General features: G+C 75.6%; 19 protein-coding genes and 1 riboswitch. Of the genes, 5 read left to right on the top strand and 14 right to left on the bottom strand.

What is annotated here, in order from left to right; genetic code table 11:
- Nucleotides 1-9 precede the first annotated feature (9 nt).
- Both ACTWM8_RS23165 and ACTWM8_RS23160 read right to left on the bottom strand, forming a co-directional pair.
- A complete protein-coding gene (locus tag ACTWM8_RS23165; protein ID WP_446210868.1) occupies nt 10-1,182 on the bottom strand; it encodes a zinc-dependent alcohol dehydrogenase in 1,173 nt (390 codons plus the stop codon).
- Complete coding sequence (locus tag ACTWM8_RS23160) at nt 1,179-1,622, bottom strand: hypothetical protein (protein WP_446210867.1); 444 nt, start codon at nt 1,620-1,622, stop codon at nt 1,179-1,181. The genes ACTWM8_RS23165 and ACTWM8_RS23160 overlap by 4 nt, the downstream gene beginning before the upstream one ends.
- Nucleotides 1,623-1,812: 190 nt before the next feature.
- On the opposite strand from ACTWM8_RS23160, the gene ACTWM8_RS23155 reads away from it, so the two are divergent.
- On the top strand, nt 1,813-4,518 hold the full coding sequence (locus ACTWM8_RS23155) for a LuxR C-terminal-related transcriptional regulator (RefSeq protein WP_446210866.1): 2,706 nt from the start codon (nt 1,813-1,815) through the stop codon (nt 4,516-4,518).
- 61 nt (nt 4,519-4,579) lie between these two features.
- On the opposite strand, the gene ACTWM8_RS23150 is transcribed toward ACTWM8_RS23155, so the two are convergent.
- Genes ACTWM8_RS23150 through ACTWM8_RS23140 form a run of 3 tightly spaced genes read right to left on the bottom strand, consistent with a single transcriptional unit; the run spans nt 4,580 to nt 6,358 of the window.
- Nucleotides 4,580-5,128, bottom strand: coding sequence for a DsbA family protein (locus tag ACTWM8_RS23150; RefSeq protein ID WP_446210865.1), 549 nt, complete (start codon nt 5,126-5,128; stop codon nt 4,580-4,582).
- Nucleotides 5,125-5,622 carry a redoxin domain-containing protein gene (locus ACTWM8_RS23145; protein ID WP_446210864.1) on the bottom strand — a complete coding sequence of 166 codons (498 nt, stop codon included), beginning with the start codon at nt 5,620-5,622 and terminating at the stop codon, nt 5,125-5,127. The genes ACTWM8_RS23150 and ACTWM8_RS23145 overlap by 4 nt, the downstream gene beginning before the upstream one ends.
- Nucleotides 5,623-5,677: 55 nt before the next feature.
- A complete protein-coding gene (locus ACTWM8_RS23140; RefSeq protein ID WP_446210863.1) occupies nt 5,678-6,358 on the bottom strand; it encodes a BON domain-containing protein in 681 nt (226 codons plus the stop codon).
- 174 nt (nt 6,359-6,532) lie between these two features.
- Between ACTWM8_RS23140 and ACTWM8_RS23135 the strand changes: the two genes are divergently transcribed.
- Nucleotides 6,533-8,263, top strand: coding sequence for a hypothetical protein (locus tag ACTWM8_RS23135; protein ID WP_446210862.1), 1,731 nt, complete (start codon nt 6,533-6,535; stop codon nt 8,261-8,263).
- A 245-nt stretch (nt 8,264-8,508) separates the two neighbouring features.
- Here the strand turns inward: ACTWM8_RS23135 and ACTWM8_RS23130 are convergent, their stop codons facing one another.
- Entirely contained in the window at nt 8,509-8,910 is a 402-nt protein-coding gene (locus ACTWM8_RS23130; RefSeq protein ID WP_446210861.1) for a hypothetical protein, read from the bottom strand.
- 120 nt (nt 8,911-9,030) lie between these two features.
- The gene (locus ACTWM8_RS23125) at nt 9,031-9,174 is read right to left on the bottom strand and encodes a hypothetical protein (protein ID WP_179801252.1); all 144 of its coding nucleotides are present in this window, start codon (nt 9,172-9,174) and stop codon (nt 9,031-9,033) included.
- Nucleotides 9,175-9,509: 335 nt separating this feature from the next.
- Here ACTWM8_RS23125 and ACTWM8_RS23120 point away from each other — a divergent pair, with 335 nt between their 5' ends.
- A complete protein-coding gene (locus tag ACTWM8_RS23120) occupies nt 9,510-9,878 on the top strand; it encodes an STAS domain-containing protein (protein WP_446210860.1) in 369 nt (122 codons plus the stop codon).
- A gap of 33 nt (nt 9,879-9,911) precedes the next feature.
- Here ACTWM8_RS23120 and surE read toward each other — a convergent pair whose 3' ends face one another.
- Nucleotides 9,912-10,736 carry a 5'/3'-nucleotidase SurE gene (gene surE / locus ACTWM8_RS23115; protein ID WP_446210859.1) on the bottom strand — a complete coding sequence of 275 codons (825 nt, stop codon included), beginning with the start codon at nt 10,734-10,736 and terminating at the stop codon, nt 9,912-9,914.
- 124 nt (nt 10,737-10,860) lie between these two features.
- On the opposite strand from surE, the gene ACTWM8_RS23110 reads away from it, so the two are divergent.
- Nucleotides 10,861-11,340 carry an SRPBCC family protein gene (locus ACTWM8_RS23110; RefSeq protein WP_446210858.1) on the top strand — a complete coding sequence of 160 codons (480 nt, stop codon included), beginning with the start codon at nt 10,861-10,863 and terminating at the stop codon, nt 11,338-11,340.
- A gap of 13 nt (nt 11,341-11,353) precedes the next feature.
- Here ACTWM8_RS23110 and ACTWM8_RS23105 read toward each other — a convergent pair whose 3' ends face one another.
- The 5 genes from ACTWM8_RS23105 to ACTWM8_RS23085 all read right to left on the bottom strand — a co-directional run bounded on the left by ACTWM8_RS23105 (nt 11,354) and on the right by ACTWM8_RS23085 (nt 17,629).
- Nucleotides 11,354-11,857 (bottom strand): hypothetical protein, encoded by a 504-nt coding sequence (locus ACTWM8_RS23105; RefSeq protein ID WP_446210857.1) that lies wholly within the window; start codon nt 11,855-11,857, stop codon nt 11,354-11,356.
- A gap of 117 nt (nt 11,858-11,974) precedes the next feature.
- Entirely contained in the window at nt 11,975-13,033 is a 1,059-nt protein-coding gene (locus ACTWM8_RS23100) for a coiled-coil domain-containing protein (RefSeq protein WP_446210856.1), read from the bottom strand.
- Nucleotides 13,034-13,037: 4 nt separating this feature from the next.
- Nucleotides 13,038-13,169: riboswitch (cyclic di-AMP (ydaO/yuaA leader) on the bottom strand.
- 141 nt (nt 13,170-13,310) lie between these two features.
- Nucleotides 13,311-14,225: a cation diffusion facilitator family transporter gene (locus tag ACTWM8_RS23095; protein WP_446210855.1), complete on the bottom strand. Its 915-nt coding sequence runs from the start codon at nt 14,223-14,225 to the stop codon at nt 13,311-13,313.
- 160 nt (nt 14,226-14,385) lie between these two features.
- The gene (locus tag ACTWM8_RS23090; protein WP_446210854.1) at nt 14,386-16,503 is read right to left on the bottom strand and encodes a HelD family protein; all 2,118 of its coding nucleotides are present in this window, start codon (nt 16,501-16,503) and stop codon (nt 14,386-14,388) included.
- Between the two features lie 133 nt (nt 16,504-16,636).
- Complete coding sequence (locus ACTWM8_RS23085; RefSeq protein WP_446210853.1) at nt 16,637-17,629, bottom strand: alpha/beta fold hydrolase; 993 nt, start codon at nt 17,627-17,629, stop codon at nt 16,637-16,639.
- Nucleotides 17,630-17,774: 145 nt separating this feature from the next.
- Between ACTWM8_RS23085 and ACTWM8_RS23080 the strand changes: the two genes are divergently transcribed.
- Nucleotides 17,775-18,389 (top strand): carbonic anhydrase, encoded by a 615-nt coding sequence (locus ACTWM8_RS23080; RefSeq protein ID WP_446210852.1) that lies wholly within the window; start codon nt 17,775-17,777, stop codon nt 18,387-18,389.
- A gap of 218 nt (nt 18,390-18,607) precedes the next feature.
- Here ACTWM8_RS23080 and ACTWM8_RS23075 read toward each other — a convergent pair whose 3' ends face one another.
- Nucleotides 18,608-18,937, bottom strand: a complete 330-nt coding sequence (locus tag ACTWM8_RS23075; protein ID WP_088960914.1) for a hypothetical protein — start codon at nt 18,935-18,937, stop codon at nt 18,608-18,610.
- Between the last annotated feature and the right edge of the window lie 140 nt (nt 18,938-19,077).

Below are 19,077 nucleotides of genomic sequence, written 5' to 3'. Positions count from 1 at the left end.
GAGGGCTTTTCACCCCTCCGGCGTGAAGACGGTCCGGACGCAGCCGTCGGCCCGGTCCCGGAACAGCGCGTACCCGGCCGGGCCCTGCTCCAGCGGGAACCGGTGGGTGGCCAGGTGTTCCGTGCGCAGCTCGTCGCGGGCCATCCGGTCCAGCAGCATGGGAATCCACCGCTGCCCGTGCTGGCGGGCGCTGCGCAGGGTGAGCCCCTTGTTCATCACCGCGCCGAGCGGGAAGGTGTGGACGAAGCCGGTGAAGGTGCCGGAGACGAAGACGGTGCCGCCCTTGCGGCAGGCGTGCACCGCCTCCCGCACCGCGAGCGGGTCCTCGCCGTCGCCCCGGTGGCCGGTGAGCCGGGCGGCCAGCGACGCCGGCGTCCCGCCGCCGTCGGCCGTGCCGACCGCCTCCACGCAGACGTCCGGGCCGCGCCCGCCGCTGCGTTCGCGCAGCTCCGCGGGGACGTCGGTCAGTTCGTAGTTGAGTGTCTCCGCGCCGGTGTGCCGCTCGGCCATCGCCAGCCGCTCCGGATGCCGGTCGATCACGATCACCCGGTCCGCGCCGAGCAGCGTCGCCGCCTGCGCGGTCAACTGCCCCACCGCGCCCGCGCCCCAGACCGCGACGACGTCGCCGGGGCCCACCTCGCCCAGTTCCGCGCCCATCCAGCCGGCCGGGGCAGCGTCCGAGGCGAAGACCGCCCGGTCGTCGCTGACCGGGTCGGGCACGGTGAACGCGCCGACATCGGCGTACGGCACCCGGACGTACTCGGCGTGGCTGCCGGCGAAGCCGCCCATCGCCCCGGGCTGGCCGTAGCAGCCGGCGGTGGGCTGACCCCACGCCGACTCGGTGACGGCCGGGGCGGTGCCGGAGTTGTCGCAGCAGGAGTGCAGCCCCTGCCGGCAGTACCAGCAGCTGCCGCAGGCCACCGCCGCGCTGACCACCACCCGGTCGCCGACCCGGTGCCGGCGTACCTCCGGGCCGACCTCGGCCACCTCGCCGACGAACTCGTGCCCCAGCACGTCCCCGGCGGCGACGAAGGGCAGCCGGCCGCCGAGCAGCGGCAGGTCCGCCCCGCAGGTGGCGCTGCGCCGGACCCGGACGATCATGTCGTGCGCGTTGCGCAGCTCCGGGTCGGGCACCTGGCGTACCGCCAGCGAGTCGACGCCCTCCCAGCAGAGCGCCCTCACCCCGGCACCGCCGGCCGGTCCACCGCCGAGCGGTCCGCGCGCAGCACCTCGCCGGTCTCGGTGAGCTGCTTGACCCGGCGCAGCACGTCCCGCAGGAACAGGCCGGGGTCGTCACCGACCAGGTGCGCCGCCATCCCGGGCAGGGTCGCCACCCCGCCGAGCGGCCGGGCGGCCAGCTCGCTGCCGCGCCCGCCGGGGGCCGGGCGCAGGCGCAGCTCCACAGCGCCGTCCAGCGGGCGCAGCGGCTCCGGCCACCGTCCGTCGGGCAGCACCGCCGCGGGCGGGCGGTCCACCGTCACCACCTGCCAGCGGCCGGGTCGCGGGTCGGCGCCGGCCGCGCGGGGCCAGTGTCTCCGCCGGGGTACGACCAGCGCGCGCAGCGCCACCGTCCCACCGGCGACCGCCGCGAGGGTGAGCCCGCCGAGGAACCGCCGTCCCATCCGTACCACCTGTCCCTCCGGTCTCCGGACCGGTTGCGGTACGGGCGACCGGTCACGCGCGGCCGGTCGCCCGCGTACGCCGATGGTCGGCCCGGCGCGGGTGAGCTGTGCTCCCCCCGAAGGGGTGAACCCGTCCCGGCCGGGTAAGCGCCGCCGACCGGGGGAGGAACGCGTCGACGGGGGTGGGTGTATGCCGCAGCCGCAGGTCAGCAACGGGATCGCCGAGGCGTCCGCCGGCCCGCCGCCGCTGCTCGCCTCCCGGCTGACCCCGCCCGCGCTGCCCGAGCCGCTGCTGCTGCGGCCCCGGCTGACCGCACGGCTGGACGCCGGGACCGCCGGACCGGTCACCCTGGTCCGCGCGCCGGCCGGCTGGGGCAAGACCACCCTGCTCGCCGCCTGGGCGCGCGGCGCGCCGGAGCCCGGGCCGGCGTGGGTCCAGGTGGAGGAGGGGGACACCGGGGAGCGGCTCTGGGCGTACCTGGCGGCGGCGCTGCGCGGGGTGGCGGAGGCGGAGGAGGAGGAACCGGCCGTGCCGGTGGCCCCGCCCCGCCCCGATCAGTTGGAGCTGCTCGCCGCCGCCCTGGCCGCCCGGGACCGGCCCGTGCTGCTGGTCCTGGACGACCTGCACCGGGTCACCGACCCGGCCGCGCTGACCGGGTTGGAGTTCCTGCTGCGGCACACCGACGGGCGGCTGCGCCTGGTCGCCGGGGCCCGCACCGAGCTGCCGCTGGCCCTGCACCGGCTGCGGCTGGCCGGCGAGCTGACCGAGATCGGCCCTGAGGAGCTGGCCTTCACCGACGACGAGGTCGCCGACCTGCTGGTCGCGCACGGCGCGCCGCTGCCCGCGACGGCGGTCGCCCGGCTCCGCGAGCGGACCGGCGGCTGGCCGGCCGGGCTGCGGTTCGCCGCGCTGGCGGCCCGGGACCGTCCCGACCCGCAACGGTGGGCCGAGCGGTTCGGCGGCGACCAGCCGGACGTCGCCGCGTACCTGCGGTCGGAGGTGCTGTCCGGGCTGACGCCGGCGGCGCGGGACCTGCTGCTGCGGGCGGCGGTCGCGCCGGCGGTCCGCGCCGACCTCGGCGACGCGCTGACCGGCCGGGGCGACGGTGGGCAGGTGCTGGCCGGGCTGGCCCGGGACGGCGGCTTCCTGTACCGCGACGACAGCGACCCACCCTGGTACCGGGCCCACCCGCTGCTGGCCGACCTGCTCCGCGAGGAACTCGACGGGCTGGGCGACGACGAGCGGCGCGACCTGCACCTGCGGGCCGCGGGCTGGTACGCCGGCCACGACCGGCCCGCCGAGGCGCTGCGGCACGCGCTGGCCGCGGGGGAGTGGGACCGGGCCAGCGAGCTGCTGCTCGCCGGCTGGCCGGAGCTGGTCCCGTACGACCGGGAGGCCGCCGCCGGCCCACCGCCACCGGCGCCGCCGGCCGAGGCGGTGCGCCGGGACCCGGAGCTGGCCCTGGCCGGCGCGGCCGAACGGGCGTACGCGGGGGACGCCGCGACCGCCGCCGCCCGGCTGCGCGAGGCCGTGGCGGCGGCCCGGTCACTGCCCGCGCCGCGCCGGGACCGGTTCCGCCGGCTGGCCACCGCGCTGGAACTCACCCTGGCCCGGCTTGGCGGCGACCACCGGGAGGTACGCGACGCCGCCGCCCGGCTGCTCGCGACCCGCGACCCGGCGCAGGTGGAGAGCCCGGACACCGACGACCCGCGGACCGGCGAGGACGCCGACGTGCGGGCGGTGGCCGGCACCGCGCTCGGCCTGGTCGACCTCGCCGAGGGTGACCTGCGGGCGGCCTCGGCGACCTTCGGCGCGGCGCTCGACGCCGCCCGGCGGGCCGGTCGGCCGCGCACCGAGCTGGTCTGCGCGGCGCGCTGTGCGCTGCTGCACGCGCTGGCCGGGGAGCTGCGGGCGGCGGAGCGGACCGCCCGGGCGGCGCTGGAGATGCCGTCCTGCCAGGGGTGGTCGAGCCGGGCCGAGTGCGCCCACGCCCACCTGGCGCTGGCCCTGGTGGCGCTGCACCGCGACCAGCCCGAGGAGGCCACCGCGCACCTGGCGCTCACCGGCGGGGCCGGCGGGGACGCGACGGTCGCCGCCGCGGCGGTGCTGTGCCGGGGCGCCTTGCTGCGCGACGCGGCGGAGCCGGCGGCGGCGACCCAGCTGGTCGCCCGGGCCCGGGAGGAGCTGGCGTCCCGGTCCGCCGCCGGGGACCTTGCCGACCGGCTGCTCGCCGAGGAGGCGGACCTGCGCAGCGAGCAGGGCGACGTGGACACGGCGCGCGGGCTGCTCGCCGACTGGGCGCGGGCGCCCGAACCGGCGCCGGTGCTGGCCCTGGCCCTGGCCCGGGTGGAGCTGCGCGCCGGCGACGTGCGGGCGGCCGGTTACGCCCTGCCGGACTGGGACGCCCCGGCCGCCGGGGACTGGCCGCTGCCGGTACGCCTCGCCTCCGGGCTGCTGGAGGCGGTGCTGGCCCGCCGGGGCGGCGACGACCGACGTGCCGGGCGGCTGCTGGAACGGGTGCTCGACCTGGCCGGCCCGGAGGGCCACCGGCGGGTGTTCACCCGCGCGGAACCGGCGGTGCGCGACCTGCTCGCCGCCCACCTCGACTCCGGCACGGCGCACTGGCCGACGGTGAGCGACCTGGTCCGGGGCGCCGACGAGCCCGCCGAACGGGGACCGGCCGGCGCGGAGCGGGCGCTGGACGAGCCGCTGACCGAGCGGGAGCTGACCATCCTGCGCTACCTGCAGAGCATTCTGTCCAACGTGGAGATTGCCAGCGAGCTGTCGGTGTCGGTCAACACCGTCAAGACGCACGTGCGCAACATCTACCGCAAGCTCGACGCGACCCGTCGGCGCGAGGCCGTGCGACGGGCCCGCGAACTGCGGCTGATCTGACCCACGCGTGGGCCGACCGCCGCCGGGCGGTGCGATCCCGGCGGTGGTCGGCGCGGCGCGGTCAGCTGCCGGCCGCCGCGTCCACGGCGGCGAGCAGCTCCGGCAGGTCGTGCCCGCCCTCGTGCCGGACCTCGTTGATGAACAGGGTGGGGGTGCCGTTGACCCCGCTGCGGATCCCGCCGACGAAGTCCCGGCGTACCCGGTCGGAATACGCCTGCCGCTCGACCTCGGCGCTCACCTCCTCGGGTGGCAGGCCGAGCTGTTCGACGCCGAGGGACAGGTGCACCGGGTCCAACTGGTCCTGGTGCTCGTAGAGCCAGTCGTGCATCTCCCAGAACTTGCCGCGCCGGGCGGCCGCCTCGGCGACCTCGGCCGCGCTCTCCGCGTACGGGTGGACGTTGGCGATCGGGAAGTGCCGGAAGACCAGCCGGACGGTGGCGGTGCGCTGGCGCAGCACCTCGGCCAGGTTCAGGTACGCCGCGCCGCAGAAGCGGCACTGGAAGTCGCCGTACTCGACGATGGTGACCGGCGCGTCCACCGGCCCCCGGACGTGGTCGGTCCCGTCCACCGGCGTGCGCAGCCGGGCGGTGACCTGGAGCGGCGTCGTCATCGAGTCACCACCCGCCGATCGGAGACGAGTTGCTCCAGCGCGTCGAGGATGCCGTCGGCGCCGGGATTCACCTCCGGCGGCGACAGGTAGCTCCAGGCCACCGTCTGATCCGGGTCGAGCACCACCAGCGCCCGCGCCGACTCCCCCTGCGGGGTGTACGCGCCGTACCGGCGGGACACCTCGCCCTTGGGCTCGAAGTCGGCCAGCAACGGGAACGTGATCCCCCTGGCCTCGGCGAAGGCCTGGTGCGACCAGATGCTGTCGACGGAGAGGCCGAGCACCACCGCGTCGTACCGCTCGAACTCCGGCATCGCGGCCTGGTACAGCGCCATCTGGTCACCGCAGACCGGGGTCCAGTCGGCGGGGTAGAAGGCGAGCACCACCGGCCGGCCGCGGAACTGCCCGGGGCCCGTACGTCGCCCGTCCGGGGTGGCCGGCAGGGTGAAGTCGGGCGCCGGGCTCCCGGGTGTGATCAGCCCGTCGGAATCAGTCATGACTCCCACGTTGCCCGCCGGCCGGGTGAGGCCGGTTCACCCGGCCCGGGTGGTCTCAGCGGCCCACCGTGACGTGGTTGTGCACCTCCCGGATGCCGGGGGCGGACCAGACGATCCGCTCCACCTCGTCGCGCTCGGGCACGGAGTGCACCAGGCCGTCGATGACCACGGTGTCGCCGTACACCCGGACGCTGATCCGGTCCGGCTCGGTGGCGCCGCTGCGGGCGAGCGCGTCGACGATCCGGTCGGGCAGTTCGTCGCCGGTCGGCGGGGTGGACGGCCGGACGGTGATGCCGTTGCTGACCCCGCGTACGCCGGTGAGCCGGCCGACGACGCGCTCGGCGGCCCGGCGCTGGTACTCCCACTCCACCCCGCCGCGCAGCGTCACCCACCCGTCGGCGACGGTCACCTCCAGGTCCTCCACCGGCACGAAGGCGTCCCACTCCAGGGCCCGCTCGGCCGCCCCGGCGATCTCCGTGTCGGTGCGCTCGGCCGACGGGGTGATCCGTACGGCCAGGTCGTTGGCGACGGCCCGGACCCGGGCCACCCGGTGCGCGGCCCGCTCGGCGGCCCACTTCGCGGCGTAGCTGTCCACCCGTCCGGTCAGCGTCACCACCCCCTCGGCGACGGTGACCCCCACCTCGGCCGGGCTCACCCGGGGCTCCCAGGTCAACTCGTCGAGCACGTCGGTCTGGATGTCCTGGTCGGTACGCGTGACGATGGTCGCGCTGGCCATGCGCTCACTCCTCCCGGGATCGGGACACGGGGCGGGCGCACAGCCCGCCGAACCGCGATCCTGCCGGCACACCGGATGAGCCCCCCTCACCCGCACCGGGTGACCGGCTGCCCGGGCATCGACAACCCGGGGTGGGCTCGGGCACGATCTGGCGGTCGGCGAGGGGCGGGGGCGATGGACGGGGTGCGCCGGGCGGGGCGGGCGCTGTGGCGGGTGGCCCGGCACGAGTGGACCCTCGTGGTGGTCGCGTCACTGCCGCTGGCCGCCGCGCTGACCTGGCCGACGCTGCGCGACCCGGCCGGCACCCTCCCGCAGGACACCGGCGACCCGACCCTGCAGGCGTGGCAGGTCGCCTGGGGCGGGCACGCGCTGCGCACCGAACCGGCCCACCTCTGGCACTCGAACACGTTCTTCCCCGAGCCGTACACCTACGCCTACTCCGACACCCTGCTGGGCTTCGCCCCGTTCGCCCTCATCGGCGAGGGGCCGGTGGCCGCCGTCGTCCGCTACAACCTGCTCTACGTGCTGGTGCACGCGCTCGCCTTCGTCGGGGCGTACGCGCTGTCGCGGCAGTTGGGGGCCGGACGGGCGGGAGCGGCGGTGGCCGGGGCGTCGTTCGCGTACGCGCCGTGGAAGCTGGCCCAGGCCGGGCACCTGCACGTGCTCAGCATCGGCGGGGTGGCCCTCGCGCTGGCCATGCTGGCCCGGGGCCACGGCTGGTCGCTGCGTCACGGGTACCGGCCCGACCGGGTCCGTCCGGGCTGGGCGGGGGCCGGCTGGGCGGTTGCCGCCTGGCAGGTCACCCTCGGCTTCGGCGTCGGCCTGCCGTTCGCGTACGTCCTGGGTCTGCTCGGCCTCGCCGTCGCCGGGGCGTACGGCGTCACCTGGTGGCGGCGCCGGTCCCGGCCGGCGGTTCCGCGCGGCCTGCTCCTGGTCGACCTGGCCGGGGTCACCGGGTTCGCCGGGGTGAGCCTGCTGATGGCGGCGCCGTACCTGGAGGTGGTGGCCCGCCATCCGGCCGGCCGGCGGACGGCCGCGCAGGTGGCGATGTTCTCCCCGCCGGCCCGTGGTTTCCTGACGGCGCCGCCGGAGTCGTGGCTGTGGGGCGAGCGGCACGGCGCGGCGCGGGCGGCGCTCGGCTTCCCGGGGGAGATGACCCTGCTGCCCGGCGTCGTGCTGATCGGGCTGGCGGTGGCCGGGCTGGTCTTCTCGGCCTGGCGGGTGTGGCAGCGGGTCGCGCTGGCCGCCGGGGTGCTGGTCAGCCTCGCCCTCGCGGCGGGGACCAGCTTCGGCGACGGCGACCCGGGCTACCTGACCCTGATGCGGCACCTGCCGGGCTGGGACGCCCTGCGCACCCCGGGCCGGCTGGTGCTCTGGACGACGCTGCTACTGGGCGTACTGGCCGCCGGGGCGCTGACGGTCCGGGAGCCGCCGCCGGCCGTGGCCGGTCGCGGGGACTGGCGTCGGTCGGCGCGGGTGGCGCTGGTGCTCCCGGCGCTGCTGGTGCTGGCCGAGGGGGTGAACCGGACCCCGCACGTGCCGGTGCCGGCGCAGCCGGTGGCGTTGCGCGGGGTCGCGGGCCCGGTGCTCGTGCTGCCGCTGGGCGGCATCCGCGACTACCACGTGATGCTCTGGTCGACCGACGGCTTCCCGTCCACGGTCAACGGGCTGGCCTCGTTCACTCCGGACAGTCAGCAGCGGATCCGGGCGGCCGGCACGGGTTTCCCGGACGCCGGGGCGGTGGCGTACCTGCGGGCGGCCGGGGTGCGCACGGTGGTGCTGCTGCCCCGGTACGCGACCGGCACGCCGTGGCAGGGCGCGGCGGCCCGTCCGGTCGACGGGCTGGGGATCCACCGCGAGCGGGTCGGCGACGCGGTGGTCTACCACCTCGACCGGGCAAGCTGACTGGGAGCGACGTCGCCGAGTCGGTGCGGGACGCCGGCTGGAACGGCGCCCTCGGCGCCGGCGCCACCAGCAGCGTCGGCTTCCTCGGCAGCTCGAGCGGCAGCACCGGCGTGCCGACGGTCACCTGCACCAGCCGCTGACCCCGGCCGGCGCGACCGACCGCCCTACGCGACGTGGCGGTGTCCGGAGTCCCGGACACCGCCACGTCGTTTGATCCACCCGGGCAGTCCCCGGCGTGCCGTCGGTCAGCCGTCGAGGCCGACCGGTGAGTTCGGCCGGTCCACGTCGACGAACTCGATGTCGTCGGCGGCCCGACCGTCCCGGCTGCCGGCGGCCCGCGCGGCGGTCCCGGCGGCCCAACCGATCGCGGCCCCGACCAGCGCCGCGCTGATCAGTAGCGTCCACGGCAGGGCCGGACGGCGCCCGGCGAGCGCGTCGAAGGCGAGCGTGGCCCGTCGCCGCGCCTCGTCCGCCGCCGAGCCCACCAGGTCACCGGCGTCGGAAAGGTGGGCGCCGCCGCGGACCGACCGCGCCGTGTCCCGCACGCTGTCACCGGCGGAACCGACCGCCGAGACCAGCTGCTGCCAGGCCTGGTCGGCGATCCGCTCCGGCTTGCTGCGGCGCTCCAGCAGGTTGCTGCCGAACATGGGTACCTCCTCGGGGTGCCGAAGTCTGCGGCCACTTCGGACGTCGACGTCTGCGGCGCGTCACGGTCGCCTGTCCCGCCAGTGCCCATCCGGGACGCGCCGCAAACCCGGGTCGGACCCTCAGCGGACCGTGACCACCGCGACGCCGCGGGCGAAATCGTCGTCGTCGTCGTCATCGTCGTCGTCCCCGCCGCCGAAGCCGCAGGCCAGTACGAGAGCGAGCAGCGCGCCGACACCGGCCAGGCCGAGCAGTCTCTTGAGCATCGATCGTTCCTTCCGTCGTGGTGGAACCCTCGCCCGCCGACCCTAGGCGGGTGGGGCAACACCGGAGGATCGGCGCGCACCGGGGCTCGCCGGGCGGGCCGGGTACGGAATCGACTGGACCGGGGTCGCTACCCTGGATCGGTTGGAGCGGCCGAACCCGGTCGCTCGTTGGAATGAACGGGACCAGGAACAACTCGGGGAAGAACGGTCCGGTCCGTCCGGATCCGCGAATTGCTCATCCCGAGGGGTGGCGACCGAGGCCGTCGGAGGAATACTCTCGGTCGCGGCCCGCGTACTGATGAGGCGCCCGTGGACGGGCGAGTGGAGGTGCTCGCGTGAGCCTGTCGATCGTGAAGTCGGTTCTGCCGGGTGGTGTCATGGAGATCGCTCCGCGAGGGGAGATCGACGTCGACACCGCGTACGAGGTGCGTGAGGCGATCGCCGAGGTGCTCGCGAAGGGCCGTCCGTCCCGGATCGAGCTGAACATGCGACTCGTCACCTTCATCGACTCCGTCGGCATCAGCGCGATGGTCGCCGGGTTCCAGACGGCCGAGGTCAGCGGCGTCAAGCTGGTGGTCACCCAGCCCAGCCGGTTCGTCCACCGGCAGCTCTGGGTCACCGGCCTGCTCGGCCTCTTCGGCGCGCCGGAGCCCTACTTCGCCGGCCACGCAGCCCCGACCCCCGAGGTCCTTCCCGGCGCCTGACGCCGGCACTGCCGGCCCCCACGTGGCGGACGGTCAGTCGCCGCCCAGGCCGGAGAGGTCCACGTCGGTGACCTCGGTGACCGCCCGGACGGCGGTGACGGAGGCGTACCCGGCGGCCAGCAGGGCCAGGTCGGTGCCGGGCTGTACGGCCTGCCCCGGCTCCTCCAGCGAGGTCCGCACGAAGCCGTGCCCGGACTCGGCCACCGTCATCTGCACCTGGCCGAAGCTGGCCAGGGTGGCCCGGCGCACGCCGCGCAGCCGCCCGTGGGGCAGGTCCGGGGCGTTGACGTTGAGCACGCTCTCCACCGGCCCGGCGGTCAGTCGGGGTAGCAGGTCCAGCGCCATCCGGGCGGCGGTGTCCCAGTGCCGTTCCGCGTCGCGTACCCGGGCGGCGGCGGAGACCGCGGCGCCGCCGCTGACGGCGGTGGCCTCGCCGACGGAGAGCACGTCCAGCGAGACGGCCATGGCGCGGCAGCCGTTGGCGGCGGCGGTGAAGGCCGCGCCCACCGTGCCCGAGTGCAGCACCGCCCGGCCGGCGTTGGCGCCCCGGTTGATCCCGGAGAGCACCATCGTCGGCGGCGGCCCGAAGGCCCCGTGCACGGCGATCAGCGCGATGAAGCCGGGCGAGCCGCCGACCCCGTACGCGGGCACCCCCGGCAGCTCCGGCAGTGGATGGTCGCGGACGACCATGTGCCCCTCGCGCTCCACCGCGGTCATCGAGGCGCTCGTACCGCTCGCCTCCTCCAGCGGGGCGGCCACCACCACGTCCAGGCCACGCTCGGTCGCCGCCCGGGCCAGCGCCAGGATGCCCGGCGCGGCGATCCCGTCGTCGTTGGTGACCAGCACCCGCAGCGTCACCGGTACCCGTCCATGCCCCGCCTCCCGTGGCCGTCGCCGGCCGGATTCCCCGCCGGGGCACCGTCATGCCGCCTGCGATTGCCAGCCCGGCCGCCGTACGGGACGATCGGGCGACCGACGAGGGGTGGAGGGTGGAGTGGTCCGGCGGGAGTCGTTCAGCTACACGGTGCAGGCGCGCTGCTCACGGGCGGACGCGGTGGCGCTGTTGAGCGATCCGGCCCGGCAGGGGGAGCTGCATCCGCTGATCGTCCGGGTGCGCCAGCTGCCGACCCGTCCGGGCGCCCGAGCCAGCTACGCCATCACCGACCGGCTGGAGCTGGGGCCGCTGCGGTTCCCGGTCACCTACCAGGCCGACGTCCTGGTGGTCACCGACGACGAGATCGTCACGGTGGCCCGGCAGCAGCCCGGCACGACGGTGCGCAACCACACCCGGCTCCAGGAGGAGGGCGACGTGCTGCGGATCGACGTGGAGATCACCCTCTCCGCGCCGGCGCCGCTGTTCGGGTACGCGTTCCGCCAGGCCCGCGCCGCGCACCTGGGCCTGGCCAGCCGGCTCGGCGCGGTGCTGGACCGAAAGGCCGACGGCGGCCCGGTCCCGAGCTGACGCCCCCGTCCACTCAGCGGTGGCCGGCGGGCGCCGCCGTCCGGCGGGGCGGTGGGACGGCCCGGCGGTTGCGGCCCCACGGCTTCCAGGTGGAGATCACGGTCATGGTGACCAGCAGGCCGGTGGAGACCGCCGGGGCGACCACCACGTCGATGCGCTGGTGCGCGGTGGCGTCCGGTCCGGCGGCGGCGCGCAGGTTCGGCGTCAGCGCGAAGAGCACCAGGCCGATCATCACCGTGGTGAGCACCAGCTTGACCACCACCCAGCGCCAGCGCAGCAGCCCCCAGGGGGTCAGCAGCGCGCTGGTCACGCCGACCACCCAGACCAGCACGCTCAGCGGCGCGAAGAGCCAGGTCGCCACCAGCGCCGCCGCCGGGTAGACCACCCCCGGGTCGGCGCCGCGCAGCCCGGCGATGCCGAGAGTGAGCAGCACGAGGTCCGCGCCGAGCCAGCCCAGCGCGGTCACCAGGTGCAGGGTGAGCAGGGTCTTGCGGCCGTCGGGGGAGAGTCGGGTCATGCCTCGATGCTCGCCCGGCCGTCGCGCTGCGTCGTGGGCCGGTCGACGACATCCCGGGTACGTCGGCGCGCGTACGACGGGGCCCGTCCGCCGTGGACGGGCCCCGCCGCGGGTCGGTCAGTAGACCGACAGGTGCACGTGGTTGGTGTGGTCGCTGGACGGGTCCCCGCCGGCCCCGCTGTACGACTTCCACCCACTGCTGGGCAGCCAGATCTGCCGGTACCAGATCACGTACAGCACCCCGAGCCGGTCGGCGTTGCGGATGAAGTACGCGGCCAGGTTGTTGCCGTACGTCTTGTCGCCGCCGGTCGCGTCGCCGCCGAAGCCGCTCTTCTGCGCGGCGAAGTCGCAGGCCCGGCCCTTGGGGTGCTCGCCGGAGCCGCTGGGACGGTGGCAGGAGACGTACCGGGTGAAGCCGGCCGCCTGGGCCTGCTGGAGCGCGTTGAGCATGCGCGGGGTGATGCAGCCGTCGGCCGGGGTCGGGTCGTTGACGCTGCACGACTCCGGCGGCCAGGAGCCGTCGGGGTTGCGCGGCGCCGGCCGGGCGTTGGCGGTGGAGGTGCCGCGGTTGGAGCCGCCGGCGGTGCTGGCGGCGGGCTTGTCGGCGGCGGCCACCGCCAGGGCCCGTTCGGCCTGCTCCTTGCGCTTGGCCATCACCGCGACCTGCTTGCGCTCCTCGACGATCTCCTGGTCCAGCGCGGCCCGGGTGCGGGTGGCGTCGTCGCGGGTCTGGATCAGGTTGCGCAGCTCCCGGTCCTCGTTGGAAGCGACCGTCTCCAGCGCCGCCGCCCGGTCCAGGAAGCCTTCGGGGCTGGAGCTGTTCAGCAGCGCCGACACCGGCCCGAGCCGTCCGGTCCGGTAGGCCACGCCGGCGATCTGGCCGACCTTGCCCTGCCGGACGGTCAGCTCCGACTCGATGGTCTTGAGCTGGTTGCCGAGCTCCTGCTGCCGCTTGGTGGAGCGTTCCAGCGCGGCCTTGGCGTCGATCCAGCCCTTGCTGGCCGCGTCGAGCTGGGCGCGCAGCGCGGGGGTGCCGCCCTCCTCGTCGCCGGGGGCGGCGGCGAGCCGGGTGGCGGGGCCGGCGGCGGTCGCCGGGACCGGCGCGGACGACACGCCGAGGGCGAGTGCCGCGACGACCGCGGCCGCCAGCCGTGCGGTGGTACGTCGTACGTGCATGCACATGTCCTTCCGTCAGCCGCCGACCGGGTTAGCTGACGGGTTCGGGACGGAAGATCCCTACCGCTGACGCGGATGCACCCCACGAACATGGTTCCCCGGCTCGCCCTGGCAGGCGATTAGGCGGCGGCCACCGCCGGCACCGGAGGGTGCCGCCTGGCGGAGGCCGGGACCGAGCCTACCGGTACGGGTGTGACACCCGCCCGTTTCGTGACTGACGGTACTGGAGTGAATCCTGGTTTAGGTGACGTAACGGGACAATAGGTGTCCGCTTTCGTCACCACTCGACCTGCCCGCAGGCGCCGGGGGCGGCCCCCGGCTCGATCTGGAGGGTGGCGTGCTCGATGTGGAAGTCCTCGTGCAGGGCGGTGCGGGCGGCGGCGAGCACCGTGCCGACCTCGGCGCCGGGGACCATGGTGAGGTGGGCGGAGGCGACCTCCATGCCGGAGGTGAGCGTCCAGACGTGCAGGTCGTGCACCTCGGCGACGCCGGGGACGGCGGTCAGCCGGTCGTGCACGGCGGTCACCTGGAGATGCTCCGGGGCGGCCTGGACCAGGATGCGCACCGCCGCGCGGCCGAGCCGCCAGGTGCGGGGGAGGATGAACAGGCCGATCGCGACCGCCACCGCCGGGTCGGCCCACCACCAGCCGGTGCCGGCGATGAGCAGCGCGGCCCCGATCACGCCCAGTGAGCCGAGCAGGTCGCCGAGCACCTCCAGGTACGCCCCGCGCAGGTTGATGCTCTCCTGCGCCCCCTCGCGCAGCAGCGCGAACGCGACGAGGTTGGCCAGCAGGCCGAGCACCGCCACCGCCAGCATCGGCCCGGTCCGCACCTCCGGCGGGTCGCCGAACCGGCGGACCGCCTCGATCAGCACATAGATCGCCACCCCGCTGAGCAGGACGGCGTTGGCGAGCGCGGCCAGCACCTCGAGCCGGTAGAGCCCGAAGGTGCGCTGCGGGTCCCGGTCGCCGCGCCGGATGGCGGTGATGGCGGCCAGCGCCATGCCGATGCCGAGCACGTCGGTGAACATGTGCCCGGCGTCGGAGAGCAGGGCCAGCGAGCCGGTGGCGAACGCGGTGACCGCCTCGACCACCATCAGCGCGGCGAGCAGCGCGAAGGCCGTCCAGAGCCGCCCCCGGTGGCGGTGCGCCGCGTTCGCGACCGACCCGTGGTGGTCATGACCTGCGCCCACGCCCACACCCTCCGTCGCCCCGGCGGCCCGAACCCAATCTATGCTCACATCGCTATGTGTGCAACTAACACCGCGACCATCCCGCACTGTGGAGAACGAGTGGCCTCCGCGCCCGGAACAGCCACTCCTTCTTCGAAAGTGCCCGACCCCGGGGCGGGGGTCAGGGGGTGGGGTCGATGGTGGTGAGGCGCTGGGTGGCGCGGGAGAGGGCGACGTAGAGGGTGCGCACGCCCGAGCCGGGGTCGGCCCGGATCTCGCTCGGGGCGATGAGCACGACGCCGTCGTACTCCATGCCCTTGGCCTGGAGGCTGGTCACCACCTGGAGCCGGGAGCCGCCGCGTCCGCCCAGCCAGCCGGCCACCTCGTCGCGGCGCGGCACCGGCGTGATCACGCCGACCGTGCCCTCCACCTCGGTGAGCAGCGCGTCCACGGCCTGGACGGTCGCCGCCGGCAGGCGGTCGGCGGCGACGGTCAGCGCGATCGGCTCCACGCCGGTGGAGCGGACCGCCGTCGGCAGCTCCAGGTCGGGGTAGAGCCGGCGGATCTCCGCCGCCGCCACCGCGAAGATCTCCGCCGAGTTGCGGTAGTTCGTGGTCAGCGCGAAGCGGTGCCGGCGGCGCCGGCCCAGCGCCTGGTCCCGGGCCCGGTCCAGCTCCTGCGGGTCACCGGTCCAGGCGGTCTGCGCCGGGTCGCCCACCACCGTCCAGGAGGCCAGCCGGCCGCGCCGGCCGATCATCCGCCACTGCATCGGGGAGACGTCCTGCGACTCGTCCACCACCACGTGCGCGTAGTCGCGGTAGTCCTCCGGACGTTCCCGGGCCGCCGCCCGGGCGGCCCGCTGCCGGTCGGCGAACGTGCTCAGCTCGCGCACGCCGCCGGCCAACTGGTACGGGTCGCGCTTGGCCCGGGCCGGCTGCACCGGCTTGCCCAGCAGCGCGTCCAGCTCGTCGAGCAGGGCGATGTCGGCCACCGTCAGCCCCTGCGCGTCCAGCACCCGGTACGCCTCGACCAGCAGCGCGGTCTCCGCCCGGGACAGGATGCCGCCGGCGTACCGGCGCAGTCGCTCCGGCCGGGCCAGCCAGCCCAGCACGTGCCGCGGGTGCAGCCGGGGCCACCACGCCTTGAGGAACTCGCGGAACTCCGGCCGGTCGATGATCTCGTCCTCGAAGGCGCGCTGCTCCGGCAGCCGGGGGACGCCCAGCCGGCGGGCCTGGGCGTACAGCGCCGCGAGGACCGCGTCGAAGGCGACCCGCCGTACCTCGTTGCGCCGGGCGCCCCGGGACAGCGCCCGGTCCCGGACGCCGTCCAGCTCGCGGCGCTCCAGCCGGAGCAGTCCGCCCCGGTAGAGCAGGCGCAGCTCGTCCGGCCCGTCCGGCACCGCGTCGCGTACCGCCCGCTCGAGCACCTTCCGCATCCGCAGCGAGCCCTTCACCGCCGCCACCTCCGGCGGGTCGGTCCGGGTCGCCGACATGCCCGGGAAGAGCGAGCCCAGCGAGTGCAGCGTGGCGGTCTCCTCGCCGAGCGAGGGCAGCACCGAGGCGATGTACTCCACGAAGACCGAGGACGGCCCGACCACCAGGATGCCGCCGCCGGCGTACCGGCTGCGGTCGGAATAGAGCAGGTACGCCGCCCGGTGCAGCGCGACCGCCGTCTTGCCGGTGCCCGGGCCGCCGGAGACGATGGTGACCCCGGAGCCGGGGGAGCGGATCGCCTCGTCCTGCTCCCGCTGGATGGTGGCCACGATGTCGCGCATGCCCCGGCCGGTCGCCCGGGACAGGGTCGCCAGCAGGGCCCCGTCACCGACCACCGCCATTTCGGCCGGCGCCGACTCCGGGTCGAGCAGGTCGTCCTCGATCCGGGTGACCTTCTCGGCCGACGACTGGATGGTGCGCCGCCGCACCACGCCCAGCGGCTCGGCCGGGGTGGCCTGGTAGAACGCGGCGGCGGCCGGGGCCCGCCAGTCCACGACCAGCGTCTCGGCGTTCTCGCCCCGCACGCCGAGCCGCCCCACGTGCAGCACCTGGCCGGTGCGCAGGTCGAGCCGGCCGAAGACCAGCCCCTCGTGCTCGGCGTCCAGCACGTACCGCCGCTGCGCGGCGTGGAACACCATCGCGTCCCGCTCGACCAGCGCGCCGAAGTTGCCCACCCGGGCCAGCCGATAGCCCTCCTTCTCGGCCTTCGCCGCTGAGCGGCGCAGTTCTACGAGGCGGGCGTACACCCGGTCGAGATGCCGCTGCTCGGCGGCGATCTCCTGCTCCAGGGTGGTCTGGTCGGTCAACGTGACGGCTCCTGTGCGACGGCGGCGGCCGGGCGCGGGCGCACGCCAGGCGGAATGAGGGTACGGGCAGCCTGCCACCCCCCTTCGGGGCCATGCCGCGTCCCGCGACGTCCGCCACCCTCCACGGGCCCGCTCAGCCGGCCGGGATCGGCTCCGTCGCGCCCGTCGTCGTCGGCCCGGTCGGGCCGATCACCGTGGCGCCGATCTCGGTCGCGCCGATCTCCGGCGCGCCGGCCAGCACCCGGTCCAGCACCCCGGCCAGCGCGGCGTTCACCTCGTCCGGCCGCTCCATCATCAGCATGTGCCCGGCGCCGGGACAGACGGTCAGCTCGGTCACCGGCAGCGCGGCGGCGATCGACTCCGCGCAGGGCGGCGGGGTGAGCCGGTCCCGGTCGCCGACCAGCGCCGCCGCCGGCAGGTGGGCCAGCTCGGCCAGGGTCTCCAGCCGGTGCTGGGCGCCGATCGAGGCGCGGAACCCGCCGATCGAGCGCAGCGAGGCGCGGGCCACCGCCGAGGTGACCAGGCGGATGTCGGACGGGTCGCAGCGGTCGCCGAAGAGCATCCAGCGGATGCTGGGCCGCAGCGCGCGGAGCAGCGCCCGTGGCGGGCGCCAGGAGCCGCAGCGGGCCAGCACCCCGGCGCCGGTGGTCTCGGCGATCCGGATCAGCCGGGCGATGCGCGGCGAGAGCCCGTAGACCGTGTGCGTGTGCCCCTCGGCGGTGGTCGAGACGAAGACCAGCCCGGCGGTACGGGCGGCGAAGTGCTCGGGGTGGCGGTGGGCGTACTCCATCACGGTCATCCCACCCATCGAGTGGCCGACCAGCACGACCCTGCCCGTCGGGGCCACCGCGTCGAGCACCGCGGCGAGATCGTCGCCGAGCTGGGCCAGGGTCGCCGTGCGCAGGGCCATGCAGCTCGACCGGCCGTGCCCGCGGGCGTCATAGGTCACCACCCGGACCCGCCGCCCGAAGCGGGCCGTCAGGTCGGCGAGCTGCCGGTGCCAGGCCCGCCCGTCCAGCGTCCAGCCGTGCAGCATGATCACGGTGACCTCGGCGTCCGCCGACCCGGTCACCTCCACGTGCAGGCGCACGTCGTCGGGAAGCCGTATCTGCTGCTGCTCCGACATCGTGACCTCCCCGGGCCGTCCGGTACCTCGTACCGGGTTAACCCGGCGGAAACACCGGCTACCCGTCATGACACCACGCCAACCGTGGTGGTGAGAAGATTCGCATCCCGCCCCGCCAGGCCGGATCCGTGACCAGGCTGGGGACATGACCGGTTCGAGCGCGGGAGCGGCGCGGACGCCCCGGGCCGCGCTGGCCGAGCTGCTGACCGGCAACCGCCGCTTCGTCAGCGGGCAGCCGGTGCACGGCCACGACGTCACCGCCGCCGCGGCCGTCGCCTCCGGCGACCAGCAGCCGTACGCGGTGCTGCTCGGCTGCATCGACTCGCGGGTGCCGCTGGAGGCGATCTTCGACCAGACCTTCGGGTCGATCTGCGTGATCCGCACCGGCGCGCACGTGCTGGACCGGGCGGTCTGCGGCTCCATCGAGTACGTGGTGGGCCAGCTCGGGGTGCCGCTGGTGATGGTGCTCGGCCACGAGCGGTGCGGGGCGGTCGCCTCGGCGGTGGACACCCTGCGCACCGGGGAGCGGCCGGGCGGCTCGCTGGCGTACCTGGTGGACCAGATCGCCCCGGCGGTGACCGAGGTGGGGGCGGACGACCCGCGGGCGCATCCGATGGCGGTACGCCGGCACGTGCTGCGCACGGTGGCCACCCTGCTCACCGACGACCTGCTCACCGGGCCGGTCGCCGAGGGCCGGGTGGACGTCGTCGGCGCGGTCTACGACCTGGCCACCGGCGAGGTCACCCTCCTCGACCGCTGACCGGCCCACCGGTCAGCGATGGTCCCGGCCTCGATCCCGGCCTCGTCAAGATCCATACGAGATGCGGCGTGTCGCGGCATCCCGGCGGCGGGACACCGCGACACGCCGCAAGCCGGGCCGGGGCCGGGGGTGGCGGTGGTGCCGGGTACCCGGGAAAGACGGAACCGCCCGCCGGGGTGACCCGACGGGCGGTTCCAGGTGGCGCTTGGGGGGAGGGCTCAGCCCTCGAAGACGCCAGCCTCGACGAGGCGCTTCTCGGTCTTGTCCCAGCCGTCGCCCGGGTGGGTGGCGGCGAGGTTGTTGATCTCGGCGCGGATCTTGGCGGCGTGGCCGGCGGCGGCCAGCACCCGGATCTCCTCGACGAAGGCGTCCGAGTCGGTGCGCAGGTGCGCGGTCTTGCCGTTGGTCAGGTTCCGCACGTAGGCGTGCTTGCCGCCGTTGAGCGGGATGAGGTACTTGAACTCGCCCAGCACGCTGAGGGCCCCACCCTGGCCAGCCTGGCCGGCCCGGACTGACGCGCGCGCGGTCTTAGAGGTGTTGCTCGCCACGGAGGTACTCCTTGCAAGACGTACGGGAGGACGGAAAACGTCCGGGGGCTGAATGCGGGAGACGCCCGGATGAGCCTCGGCCCGCGAAGATGTACGACGGCGCAGAACCGCCCAGAGAACTGTACACGAACACGATGCCT

The sequence above is a fragment of the Micromonospora sp. IBSANI012 genome, from assembly GCF_052814045.1.
This window is presented reverse-complemented; position numbering and strand designations above follow the sequence as displayed.